Annotated in this window: 13 protein-coding genes; 9 read left to right on the top strand and 4 right to left on the bottom strand. The window is 41.8% G+C overall.

Features of this window, described 5'->3' with window-relative positions:
- The first annotated feature begins 95 nt into the window (after positions 1-95).
- From VB732_RS24655 to VB732_RS24640, 4 genes are read left to right on the top strand one after another with little or no spacing between them, the layout of a single operon-like run.
- Positions 96-956, top strand: coding sequence for an Rpn family recombination-promoting nuclease/putative transposase (locus VB732_RS24655; protein ID WP_323233525.1), 861 nt, complete (start codon positions 96-98; stop codon positions 954-956).
- A gap of 36 nt (positions 957-992) precedes the next feature.
- Positions 993-1,127: a hypothetical protein gene (locus VB732_RS24650; protein WP_323233524.1), complete on the top strand. Its 135-nt coding sequence runs from the start codon at positions 993-995 to the stop codon at positions 1,125-1,127.
- 10 nt (positions 1,128-1,137) lie between these two features.
- Positions 1,138-1,554 (top strand): XisH family protein, encoded by a 417-nt coding sequence (locus tag VB732_RS24645; protein ID WP_323233523.1) that lies wholly within the window; start codon positions 1,138-1,140, stop codon positions 1,552-1,554.
- Positions 1,542-1,877, top strand: a complete 336-nt coding sequence (locus VB732_RS24640; RefSeq protein WP_323233522.1) for a XisI protein — start codon at positions 1,542-1,544, stop codon at positions 1,875-1,877. Before VB732_RS24645 ends, VB732_RS24640 begins: the two co-directional genes overlap by 13 nt.
- A 183-nt stretch (positions 1,878-2,060) precedes the next feature.
- Here the strand turns inward: VB732_RS24640 and dcd are convergent, their stop codons facing one another.
- On the bottom strand, positions 2,061-2,630 hold the full coding sequence (gene dcd, locus VB732_RS24635; RefSeq protein WP_323233550.1) for a dCTP deaminase: 570 nt from the start codon (positions 2,628-2,630) through the stop codon (positions 2,061-2,063).
- Positions 2,631-2,722: 92 nt separating this feature from the next.
- Positions 2,723-3,259 (bottom strand): P-loop NTPase family protein, encoded by a 537-nt coding sequence (locus VB732_RS24630; RefSeq protein WP_323233521.1) that lies wholly within the window; start codon positions 3,257-3,259, stop codon positions 2,723-2,725.
- 343 nt (positions 3,260-3,602) lie between these two features.
- On the opposite strand from VB732_RS24630, the gene VB732_RS24625 reads away from it, so the two are divergent.
- From VB732_RS24625 to VB732_RS24605, 5 genes are all read left to right on the top strand, one after another.
- Complete coding sequence (locus VB732_RS24625; protein ID WP_323233520.1) at positions 3,603-4,226, top strand: nucleoside monophosphate kinase; 624 nt, start codon at positions 3,603-3,605, stop codon at positions 4,224-4,226.
- Between the two features lie 210 nt (positions 4,227-4,436).
- Complete coding sequence (gene rph / locus VB732_RS24620) at positions 4,437-5,180, top strand: ribonuclease PH (RefSeq protein ID WP_323233519.1); 744 nt, start codon at positions 4,437-4,439, stop codon at positions 5,178-5,180.
- Between the two features lie 273 nt (positions 5,181-5,453).
- Positions 5,454-6,176, top strand: a complete 723-nt coding sequence (pgl, locus tag VB732_RS24615) for a 6-phosphogluconolactonase (protein WP_323233518.1) — start codon at positions 5,454-5,456, stop codon at positions 6,174-6,176.
- A 278-nt stretch (positions 6,177-6,454) separates the two neighbouring features.
- Complete coding sequence (locus tag VB732_RS24610; protein WP_323233517.1) at positions 6,455-7,336, top strand: FHA domain-containing protein; 882 nt, start codon at positions 6,455-6,457, stop codon at positions 7,334-7,336.
- Positions 7,337-7,796: 460 nt separating this feature from the next.
- A complete protein-coding gene (locus VB732_RS24605) occupies positions 7,797-9,866 on the top strand; it encodes a tetratricopeptide repeat protein (protein ID WP_323233516.1) in 2,070 nt (689 codons plus the stop codon).
- Between the two features lie 4 nt (positions 9,867-9,870).
- On the opposite strand, the gene VB732_RS24600 is transcribed toward VB732_RS24605, so the two are convergent.
- Both VB732_RS24600 and VB732_RS24595 read right to left on the bottom strand, forming a co-directional pair.
- Entirely contained in the window at positions 9,871-10,638 is a 768-nt protein-coding gene (locus tag VB732_RS24600) for a hypothetical protein (protein ID WP_323233515.1), read from the bottom strand.
- A 129-nt stretch (positions 10,639-10,767) separates the two neighbouring features.
- On the bottom strand, positions 10,768-12,300 hold the full coding sequence (locus tag VB732_RS24595; RefSeq protein ID WP_323233549.1) for a DUF1565 domain-containing protein: 1,533 nt from the start codon (positions 12,298-12,300) through the stop codon (positions 10,768-10,770).
- Positions 12,301-12,677: the final 377 nt, after the last annotated feature.

Raw genomic sequence — 12,677 nt, 5'->3', positions numbered from 1 at the left:
ATTAATTCATACTGAATTCTGACCGCAGGCGGAGCGTCTCCGGCTCTGCCCTTGAGTTCTGAATTCTTCTTATAAAAAATTCATAAAATGCTTTAATGCGTCGAGACTCAATATTTTACAAACTGTTTCAACAGTCTCCTACTTTGTTGTTTGAATTGTTGACAAATCCTCCAACTAATGTGGATAGTTATCGTTTTGATTCAGTCGCCGTTAAAGAACCAAAATTTGAAATCGACGGAGTATTTCTACCACCTGAAAGCGATGGTGCTGGAGTTGTATATTTTTGTGAGGTTCAGTTCCAAAAAGATGAACAACTTTATGAGAGAGTATGGGCTGAATCTTCGTTATATTTCTACCGCAACCGTGCCAGATTTAGCGATTGGCAAGCAGTGATAATTTACCCATCGCGCAGTATCGAGCAAAGCGATATTCATCCTCATCGCTCATTGCTGAATGGTGAACAAATACATCGGGTGTATTTAGATGAATTAGGGGATATTCGTCAATTGCCTATATGGGTAGCATTGATGGTATTAACCACAGTGGATGAAGAACAAGCACCAGAAGAAGCAAGGTATTTGTTAACAAGAACCACCCAAGAAGTGCGATCGCCATCAAGTCGCGCCATAATTGAATTAATAACGACGATCATGGTGTACAGATTTGAAGAACTAACTCAAGCGGAGGTAGAGTCTATGTTAGGAATCACGCTCAAAGAAACGCGAGTTTACCGAGAAATTAAGGAAGAAGGACGCGAGGAAGGACGTGAGGAAGGACGTGAGGAAGCAACAGCTAATCTTATTCTCCGGCAATTGACTAAGCGATTTGGGGAACTTTCTCAAGAAATACGCTCCTCAATTTCTGGTTTACCTTTGCCTGTTTTGGAAGATTTGAGTGAAGCACTGTTAGATTTTACTAGTTCAGCCGATTTACAGGTTTGGCTAGAAGCGCAATGAAGGTTTAAACTATCTAATCCAGCTTTTTGCAGGACGATGGATATTCAAAAAGTTCTATGCGATCGCCGAATTACTTCCTCTGATCCAGATATTATGAGTGCTACTCCTGTGTTTGTTACGTCAGACAAGGACTTACTATATCAGCAAAATTTTCTAGTTATTACACTTTAAAATTTAAGGAATGTCTGCAAGAGATATTTTCCATAATTTAGTTAGATTGGCTTTGCAAAAAGATGGCTGGACAATTACACACGATCCACTGTCTATTGACTTAGCAGATGGACAATTACAAATTGATCTGGGTGCAGAACGGTTAATTGCTGCCCAAAAGCAAGACGAACGAATTGCTGTAGAAATCAAGAGTTTTGTTGCTCCCTCTGCGATTTCTGAGTTTCATACAGCTTTAGGACAATGTTTAAATTATCGAGTAGCGCTAAAACTAAAAGAGCCAGAGCGAGTTCTTTATTTAGCAGTTCCGCTAGCAACTTATGAAGATTTTTTCTCACGGCAATTGCCACAGATGAGTATCCACGAATATCAATTGAAACTGCTAGTATTTGACCCGGAAAATGAGGTAATTGTACAATGGATAGACTAGCGGAGTATAGACAAATCATCCAGCAAGTTTTGACAAGTCATGCTCAGATTAAACCTGCCTATGGTGAAATCGAACGACAAACCATCTTTGATATGCAGCAGGATCATTATCAAGTTGTGAATACGGGTTGGGAAAATCGCCGTCGAGTTTATGGCTGTTTAATTCATCTAGATATTCGAGATCATAAAATTTGGATTCAGTATGATGGGACTGAGGTTGGCGTGGCTAATGAATTAGTGGAGTATGGTATTCCAAAGCAGGATATCGTGCTGGCTTATCAGCCTCCTTATATGCGAAAGCTGACAGAATTTGCAGTGGGATAAAGTAAGCGATCGCACTCTGATTTGTGGGTATGATTTAGAGCAATCATCCTCAGATACAGTTAAGCGAATAAGTTTCGTAGAGATTTATTTTCAACCAATCATTGAAAACTTCAAAAGCTTTATTTTTTTATATCTACGTTGCTTAGAATAGTCATATATAACTCCTTATTTATTTTGAATTATTTAGACTTTAGCTAGAGTTACAATCTCTAGTTGATCCTGATACTTACCTTGGCGTGCTTCGTAACTTATAGCGCAGGGTTCACCTTCTAAAAAGAGTAATTGCACCACGCCTTCGTTAGCGTAGATGCGACAGTCGGCGCTGGAAGAATTGGAAAATTCTAAAGTTAAATGACCCCGCCATGCAGCCTCAGCAGGCGTTAAATTTGCAATTATACCACATCTTGCATACGTAGATTTACCTATGCAAATTACTGTAATATTCTCAGGAACCTCCAGTTTTTCTAGAGCAACCCCAAGCCCATAGGAATGAGCTGGTAAAATAAAGTAGCTGCCACTAGTATCTGTGTGCAGTGCTGTTGGCTCTAAGTTTTGGGGATTAAAGTTTTTAGGATCAACTACAGTTCCGGGAATGTGGCGAAAAATGCGGAACTCAGCCGAGGAAAGGCGTATATCGTAGCCATAAGAAGACAAACCGTAGCTAATTACAGGTTGAACCGCTACAGACTCATCTTTTTGTACTTTTCGGATTAGGCTTGGCTCAAAGGGCGAAATCAAACCCTGTTGAGCCATTTCAGTAATCCAGATATCGTTCTTAATCACAAGTTCGTTGCTAACGTTAATTCAAACAGACTTGATATAGTAGCACGAACTGAATATTTTGTTTAGGGTCGATAACTGCGACGGATTTCTGTAATTTGATCTGCTACATCGAGAAGAGATTTAGGCATCTCTGGCCCTGTGAGAATGATATCGACGTGGGGAGGGCGTTTTGCCAGAAACGCTAAAACTTCAGTTTCAGGAATTAAACCAAAGTTAATCGCTAAACTTAACTCATCTAAGACCACTAGAGAATACTTGCTCTCACATACTACTTGCTGTGTATATTGCCATAGCTTTTCTAAAGCCTGTTTTTCCGCATCGTCTAGATGTGGTGTATCGATACAACGAGGCAGATCACAGCGAATCCAATCTAAATTTTGTCCTAATTGTATAGGTTTATCATGTCCTTGACGAATGCCCCCCTTGAGGAACTGTACTATTAATACTGACGTTCCTTGTCCAGCTATTCTCAGTGATTGAGCTATAACGCTTGTAAAAAAATTGCGATGAGAGCTAGTGAAAACTTGCACTAGTCCCTCAACTGGGTATGGCAAGGTAACGCTTGAATTGATACTTTGAGTTTCTAGCTGGGCAACCATAGAGTTAAGTTCAAAAAGATACAATAATTAAGTTTTCTTGCTGACGGTAGTTAATACAAATCTACCTGTATAATCAATCTGTTTTTCCCAGGTGTGGTGGATTTAGCAAATTGCATTCTTAGTCAAACACTACGTTTGTGTTGAAGTCAAGAGTTATTTTGATTGGAATTGTCGTTTTTTCGCTGAAATAAGTTGTAAAAATTAAAACATAAAAGTTACAGTTCCAATTATTTAAAAAAGCTGGGCATAAGGTCTGAAAATTCCTAAATGTTAGATTTGTCGGTTGTTTGGGCAAAACAGACCTAGCAAGTAGTGAATTTGACAGCATGAGGAGTGAATTGTTGTGAGATTGGTGATTCTGGGAGGTTCAGGATCGGGGAAAAGCACTCAAGCACAAAGGCTTTGCAGATACTTTGATATTCCTCTGATTTCCACTGGTGAGATTTTACGGTCAGCAATATCTGGCGATCGCCCCCTGCCGGAATTTCGATGGTCGGAAGCCGATCCCCGGACTTCTCTTTCGGTTTACGCTAGCCTGAGTGAACTAGGTTATCACGCCCGACCCTATATGCAAAAAGGGGAGTTAGTTCCAGACGAAATGATCATTGATTTGATCCGAATTCGCCTTAGACAACCAGATATTATCTGCGATTGGGTCTTAGAGGGCTATCCTCGTACTGCCTTCCAAGCTGAAGAATTAGATTTTTTATTAGATAATTTAGAACAAAAGCTAGATTGGGCAATTTATCTCCAAGTACCAGAAGCAGTCATGGTTAGCCGATCTTTGGGGCGATCGCTACCAGATGACCAACCCGAAATCGTGCAGCGCCGTGTAGAGTTATTCTACGATCGCACCATTCCCATCCTAGAATACTATGACCGTCGTCGCCGCCTATTGACCATCAACGGCGACCAGTCACCAGATATGGTGCAGCAAAATATTTTGACTCTGCTTTCAATTCCTTAGAAGAGGCAGGGGGCAGGGGGCAGGGGGCAGGGGGCAGGGAGAAGGGGGCAGGGGGCAGGGAGCAGGGAGAAGGGGGCAGGGAGAAGGGGACAAGAGGTGAGAACTTGAAATAAGTCTTTCCCCAATCCCCAATCCCCAATCCCCAATCCCCCAATAACACAAAGGTAATCTTAAGGCAGTATTCTAGATAGAAATCTTGAGGCAACTCCAATGGCTTGGCAGCGTCCAGACGGTCGTCTTCCTTACGAACTACGTCCGATTAGCTTTTACCCCAATTTCACCCGCTTCGCCCCTGGTTCTGTTCTCGCAAGATGCGGTAATACTCAGGTACTTTGTACTGTTAGCGTTAATAAGGGAGTCCCAAGGTTTCTTGAGGGAACTGGTAAAGGCTGGTTAACTGCTGAGTACCGAATGTTACCGTCTGCTACTCAAAAACGGCAAGAAAGGGAGTTATTGAAATTATCTGGACGGACGCAAGAGATTCAACGCTTAATTGGTCGCAGCTTACGCGCAGCAGTAGATTTTGAGGCACTGGGAGAACTCACGCTGACCGTAGATGCTGATGTTTTGCAAGCAGACGCTGGAACTCGAACAACAGCGATTACAGGCTCCTTTGTGGCGTTGGCTCATGCGATTTCTAAATTATTGCAAGAGGGCGTGTTAGAGCGATCGCCTCTGTGTGGCCAAGTAGCAGCAGTTTCCGTAGGATTAATGGAGGGAGAGCCATTTTTGGATTTGGATTATATCGAAGATGTGGCTGCAACAGTAGATTTTAATGTAGTGATGAATCAACACCTGGGAATCATTGAAGTCCAAGGAACAGCTGAAGAAGGTAGCTTTAGCCGGACTCAGTTGGATCAACTGCTAGATGTCGCCCAAAAAGGAATTCAGGAATTGTTAATCGCCCAACGTGAAGCGATCGCTGATTGGGAAACATTGCTTATGATTAATTAGTTTTATTAAGTTTTAATAAGAATTAATAAATGTACCCTTTGTGGCGTTAATCAACAAAGTATCAAGTAACTGGGTGTAAATAAAAATAATCATCAGAAGAGTTAGTAGTTAGTATGACTGACTACTGAAAACTTCCCGTTGATGGTGATAATGAGTATCTACATTTTTGTAGCCTACTTAATCCACGATGTTAAATGTTTCAAAAGTTAAAAAGGGGGATTGTAATAAGTTCGGTATGGTATTGCTGGAAGCCAGCAATATGATGATGAAGCCATGAACAAAACCGTTGAAGTTCTACCGGATAAGCCAGCGCTGGTTGCACGAGCGCTAGAATTAATTCTGTCCAAGTTAGAGACTGCCATTGAGCAGCGAGGGCAGTTTACCATTGCCTTATCAGGCGGCAGTACACCTAAACCGTTATACGAAGCGATCGCTACTCAAAAACTGCCTTGGGATAAAATTCATATATTTTGGGGCGATGAACGTTATGTACCAGCAGATCACCCCGATAGCAATGAACTGATGACGCGTCGTGCATGGCTAGATCGTGTTGACATTCCAGCAGCTAACATTCACCCCGTACCAACCTTAGAAGCCAATCCAGAACTGGCGGCTGCAAAGTATGAACAACATCTCAAAGAATTTTTCAATTCTTCTGGGGTCGAGTTTCCCGCATTGGATGTAGTATTACTAGGAATGGGTGATGATGCACATACAGCATCTTTGTTTCCCCACACAGAGGCTCTCAAAGTACGCGATCGCCTGGTGACTGTAGGTAACAAAGACGGAAATCCCCGGATAAGTTTCACATATCCCTTCATCAACTCTGGTCGCAGTGTGATTTTTCTGGTTGCTGGTGAGAATAAAAGACCAGCTTTAGCGCAAGTTTTTGCACCTGTAGCCGATGACTTCACTTACCCGTCGCGCTTAATTCGCCCCAAAGGTGAACTCTGGTGGCTGCTAGATGCAGCAGCAGGTTTAGAACTCCAATCTTGAAAAATTGGGAATGGGGAATTGGGAATGGGAAATTGGTATTTTTCTCCCTGCTCCCTGCTCCCTGCCCCCTGCTCCCTTCCCCCTGCTCCCTGCTCCCTGCTCCCTGCTCCCTGCTCCCTGCCCCCTGCCCCCTTCCCCCTGCTCCCTGCTTCCCATGTAAGAACGTCTAAAATTCATCGTTCCATCGGCAGTAATTGCTAAAATCTAAAGCTAGGCCCGCCCTCTGCTTGCCAGTCTTACCTAATTTTATGATGATCTTGAACAAAGGCTAAATATCGATGATCGTCTGCCCTAATTGCAATCATCCTAACCCTGATGGCGCTGTCCAATGTGAAGCTTGCTATACACCGTTACCTGCGACTACTAACTGTCCCAGTTGTGGAGCAACTGTGCAGGCAGATGCAGCTTTCTGCGGTCAATGTGGCTATAACCTTCACTCCGCAGGAGTTCCACACGTTCATCCTGCGGTAGCTACAACAGTTACTCCCAATACCCCTGTGGAAGTACCGCCGTTAGTTCCACCCGATCCCCTGTTAGAACTTTTACAACCAGATGCTTTGGGAATGAGTGGTTCTACTAACTCTCATCCTCCCAACTCATCTTTACCAGCAACAGAAGTAGCAGTTCCCCCAGAACCAGCACCAGCGTCTGAAGTACCTGTAGTCTCTGGACAAAGTATTCCTACTCCACCACCGTTGGAACCACCGCCAGCGTCTGAAGTACCTGTAGTCTCTGGACAAAGTATTCCTACTCCACCACCGTTGGAACCACCCCCGCCAGCGTCTGAAGCACCAGCACCAATTCCAACTGCTGCCAGAACGCAATTGCAGCAGGTGATAGCGCGGTTAATCCACGTTCAAACCGATCGCTTAATTGAATTACCGCAAAATCTCTCTGTGATTCATATCGGCAAGCCCAATGATCGAATTCCCCCAGATATAGACGTTTCAGGATTTCCCAATTCAGAAGTTGTCTCGCGGATTCATGCAGATATTCGGGTTGAGGGAGATGCTCACTATGTAGAAGATGTGGGAAGTTCTAATGGCACTTACATTAATAACTTGCCCCTTTTACCAGGAAATCGTCATCGATTGCGACCAGGCGATCGCATCAGTTTGGGTAAAGGAGACTTAATGACATTCTTGTTTCAACTTGCTTAACTGATTTTCCATTAATTGTGACATCAGTCTAAGCATTTTCTGCCCATCCTCTAGCATTTCCTTTACAGGAGAAACAAATGCATCGCATCAGACAAGCGACGGATAACTATGTTGTTCACTTTAGCTAGATAAGTGATATCAAATAACTCCCCATTAAGGGGAATCAATAGTTAACGCTGATTAGTCATTGGTCAAACACATAGCTAATTTAAGTTCTTTAAGCAGCAGCCTGTAATCTTAGGCTGCTGTTTGGGAAATAACCAATAACTATACAAGCGTTTTTCCGAAACGCGATTCTCTAGTGCTGGTTTTGCTGTGACTGATGCGAACATTTCAAAAGCGACGGAGACTTTCTGAGTGCAAACCCATTACCTCCACAAAATTTAATACCTTAATTTTGTTATAGATTGGAGAGAGGCACGCCGCTTCAAAAACTGACCAACAGGCTGAGATGGTTGTTATGAAGAGCAAAAATCAAGCTATTTTCGCTTTAATTGTAAAAAATACTATTGTCTTTTTACCCTTACTGTTATCCGTTGGAATTGCTAGTGGACAATCTGCACCATCGCCGTCCCCAGCATTAACTCCTACTGCGGTCTTATCGAATCAGGAACGGGAAGAATTAGCGCGGCTACGAGCAGAAGAGGGAATTCAGCAGCAAGTCCAATCTGATTTTAAGAACGCTTTTAGCCGGACGACTATCTTAATTAATATCTGGCTAGTTATATTAAGTTTATTTCCAGTCACTATCATTGCTTTATTTTGGCTCTTACGGCGGGTGATAATCCGGGAAATTGTTGACAGAGCAATGCAACAATTACAGGGAATGGAAAAATTACAAAATCAGCTAACCACTGTTAAAGAAGAAGCTGAAAACGTTATTCAAGAAGTTAAAAAAATAAATTCTGAATTAGAACGGGAAACTACTGCTTTACAGCAAAAAATTAAAACCCAACAAGAAAATGTCTCTATCTTGACATCTGAGTTGGATTTAGCTAAAGCGCAGGTATTAAGTAAATTAGAAACTGAACTTAAAAAATCTCAAGAAAATATAGCAAATTTAGAATCAAATTTTGCTTCTGGGATATCTAAGTTAGAGTTAAATGCTCAACAACAAAGAGACGTAGCACTAAAAAATATAGGAAATTTAGAATCTGTCTTGCTAGAAGAATTGTCCAACTTAAAGTTAGATATACAGCAACAGCGAGAAGTAACTATTGCTGACTTAGAGATATCAAAGGCTGAATTCACATCTCAAATTTCTGGATGGCAATGTGAGGCTCAAAATCAAAAAGATATAGCTTTTGAAAATTTAAAAAAATTGCAGCTAGAATTTGCTGACCAATTATCAAATTTACAGGAAGATGCTCAAAAGCAAAAAGATATTACACTTGATAAATTAGGAGAATTAGATAATCAATATAAATCTCAATTATCTGAATTGCAGGCAGATGCTCATGAGCAAAAAAATCAAATTGTTGAGAATTTATCAGCATTGCAGTCAGAATTTGTTGAACAACTATCTGAATTACAAGTAGATGCTCAAAAACGCAAAGAGTTAATCATTGAAAATTTAGAAAAATCTGGTTCTGAATTTAGTTCGCAATTTACAGAATTGCAATGGAATGCTCAACAACAAAAGATTCTGATTTTGGAGAAGTTAGAAAGACTAGAAACTGAGTTTGTATCTCAACTTTCTGAATTACAACTAGATGCCCAAGAAAGGAAGGATCTTATTCTTCAAGAATTAACTGAAATTACACCTGAATCAATTCTAGAGGCGGTGAATTATGAAGTTGAGGAAGAAATAGAGGAACAGCCACAACAACCAGAATTCACTGCTGATGAGTATGTACAACAGGGAGATGCGCTATTTTCCCAAAAATGCTATGAAGATGCGATCGCAGCTTACAACCAAGCGGTTAAAATTCAAGCTGACGAACCCATAACTTGGTTAAAACGAGGCTTAACTCTAGGGAGATTAAAACGCTACAAAGATGCGATCGCCTCTTATGACCAAGCTATTAAACTTCAACCAGATTATCATCAAGCCTGGTGCGATCGCGGCGTTGCTTTTGGAAACTTACAACAGCATCAGCAAGCCTTCGCTTCATTTGATAAAGCTACACAAATCAAGCCTGATGATGCTGTAGCTTGGTTGAATCGCGGTCTTTCCCTAGTAGCATTAGAACAATATGAAGAGGCAATAGTGTCTTTTGAAAAAGCGGTAGAATTCCAACCCAATTCTCCCAAAATCTGGGATAAACACGGTTATACTTTGGTAAGATTGGGACGCGATGATGAAGCGATCGCTAGTTTTAACAAAGCCTTAGAAATTAAGCCAGATTATGCCAGTGCTTATTACAACAAAGCAGCGTGTTACGCACTGCAAAGACAAGTTGAACTATCTCTGGTAACTCTACAACAAGCAATTGAACTTAATCCCAGGTATAGAGAAGACGCAGCAACTGACCTAGATTTCGATGATATTGCTGATGATGAGCGCTTTAAGGAGTTAGTTGGAGAGTAAACAATCATTTATCCCTACTTCCCGTATCTGGCGGATTTTGTTCGCTAGACATCGCCCTGAGTTTAGATGTAAAAGACTCAGAGTGATCGCTTTTTTCTGGGGTAAATTGCCCAATAGGGGCATGAATAGCAGCAGGTGGGAGGAGTTTGGGTTGTTTTTGATGATGGCTTGCCGATGGAGAAGGCAACGGAATTTCTTGCGAAGTTTGCCTTTGGCTGACAGCAGATAATCGCTGAAGGGTTGCCGAAGAAGTTAACTTCCCGGTTAGGGGAGACTTCAAGACAGTTTTATTGTCTGTATCTTCCTGCTTATGGTGTTCTTCACTCAAAGATGTCTTTTGTTCAAAACTTTTCAGTTGTAGAGTTGCAGTATTGCTGTGTTGATAGCCGTTACGAATCTTCGCAGGTGGTAATTGAGGACTCGTGACTTTCTCTACAACGGGGCTTTTCTTGGGTGACGGCAAGGCTGGTGCAGCAAATGAGGTTAAGCTTTGAGGAAATTTGCTACAAACCATCCGTTCAAATTCCATGTTGAAATGATACGTAGCCTGATCCCGGCGCTGCCAGAAGACTAATATTTGCTGCACAGAAACCGCTTTATAGCGACCTTGATATAGTGCCTCAATCACTGCCAGGTGTAGCCAATTCAATGGGTATTGCGTTTGCCAACGCTCAACTAGCTCATTGGCACTATACCCATTGAGGTCAAAACTATAGTTAATTAATAAAGCGATCGCCAAGTTGGCAGAAGTATCTGGAAGTGTTGTTAACATGGGGCTATTAGCTTTCGGCAATAGGTCTCAGATTTTTCACCCATCGCATATTAGCCTAGCGTGCTTTTAACTACATGGTTTTTTTTCCAAGAGTACCAAGCCGATAAGCAGTGTTTCCTATTTTACTTGTCAAGTTCTAGAATGCAACCCTACATAGACTGATTTAATCGCAGATGTTCGCCCAATGGCAACTAATGCCTGATAAACCATCGCTGCAACTTCGGCGCGTGTCGCCAAACGTAAAGGTGAAAGTTGGTTGGGATCTGGGTAATTAACGATGATTTTTTGTTGTGTAGCAGTGGCTACGGCTTTTCTAGCGTAGTCAGGAATGGTATGACGATCGCTATATACTTCTAAAATATCGCTATTAGCTGGCGGTAATCCCAATCCATTTACTAGAGAAACAATCACCTGTAGCCGTTGGACATTTTGATCTGGGCGAAAAGTGCGATCGCTAAATCCGCCAACAAAGCCACCGCTAGCCGCGATTTGGATAGCGTTATAAGCCCAAAAATCCTTGGGTACGTCCGTAAAATCAGGTGCTGAGATTTTCGGAAATGGATTAAAGGCGATCGTTACCAGAGATGCATATTGGGCGCGAGACATGGGTTTATCTGGTTGGTAGTTACCATCAGCAAAACAATGAGTTAAATTCATACTCATTAATGCCTGGATAAATGGCTTTGCCCAATGTGCATCTAATTCAACAGGTGCGGCGAGTTTTTGAGATAAGGATTCAGTTGGAGCCTCAAATAAACTAGTGTTAACTGCTACTTCATTAGCTGGGATCAATTCACATAAGCCCTTGATGAGAGAAGGATTTAACTGATTACCTACGGAAATCAGCTTTTGTGTAGTAGCATTATATAAATCAAATTCACTATTATCACTAAAAATATTATCAGCAGAATCTTGGGTATTACCTAAATCAGGAATTGCATTGCCATTAACGAATAGACCACCTTGGGTATTTTTAGTAATAAGATTTTGACGGATCACGGGTTGGGCATTGCGAGAAAGTGCGATCGCAGTGCGATTTTCTGATAATTTGTTATTTGCGATCGTAGGGGTAGCAAAGTCACTAAGTGCTATACCTAAAGGGTTTCTTTCAAATAAATTCCGCAGTACTTCTCCCTGGCTATGGCCTGCCATCACTAACCCGCTAGCAGTATTTTGCACAAATATGTTATCTAAAATTGCGGGTTTGGCAGTACCAGTACTAAACACACCTTCTCGCCCACAATCCCTCAAAGTATTGTGAGCTAAAGTAGGCGCAGCCGATTCAATCCAGATACCAGTACCTTTGGTTGAGGGATTGGTAACAGTTACACCTAAAAGACTGGCATTATCTAGCAAAAGCAGTGTAATATTTTGTATACCAAAGCTAGGACTTTGATACTCGCCACTCCCAGAAATTACAATCTCTGCACCTTTGTTCGCTTCCTTACCCACCACTATTGCCCCTTTAGGGATAATCAGTGGGAACATCTCACCACTAGCAGCACTATAAGTTCCCGCCTCCAGATGAATTATCGTCGGGATTTTGCTTACTTTTAAGGCACGGGTGAGGCTTTTAAACGGACTCAACCGTGAACCAGTATTATTATCATTCCCTGTCATAGGGTTGATATAGAGTGTGACAACGAGGGTAGAGTTCACCATTGATAGTTGAGAGTCAATTGTTTTAATTATGACAATCATAAATAACACTACTTGTAGCAAACTTTTTTAAAGTAGTATCACTGGCGTGGAAAATATATCCACGTTACATTTGCTTGCAAACAGATAATCTGTACACACAAGTTATAGACCAATACAGGTCAGTTAAAGCGAAAACTTTTTGCCAAAGTCAATTTTTTTAACAGCGTTCCAAGTTTTGAGGGCAATTACGGGTAGCGGTTCTCATATCATGCCATCATGCCCGACTAATTAGTTGTCATTTTGTACCGCCAAGGGCGGAACCCGCAGGGTAGGAAGTGTTCGCGCAGCGTCTTGTAGAGTCGCAACCTCCGAACCCCTGCGATTGCTTCGTTGCACTC

Source organism: Nostoc sp. UHCC 0252 (genome assembly GCF_034931145.1).
In the GTDB taxonomy this organism is placed as follows: domain Bacteria; phylum Cyanobacteriota; class Cyanobacteriia; order Cyanobacteriales; family Nostocaceae; genus Nostoc.
The sequence above is the reverse complement of the archived record's forward strand: the minus strand, read 5'-3'. Positions and strand labels throughout refer to the sequence as shown.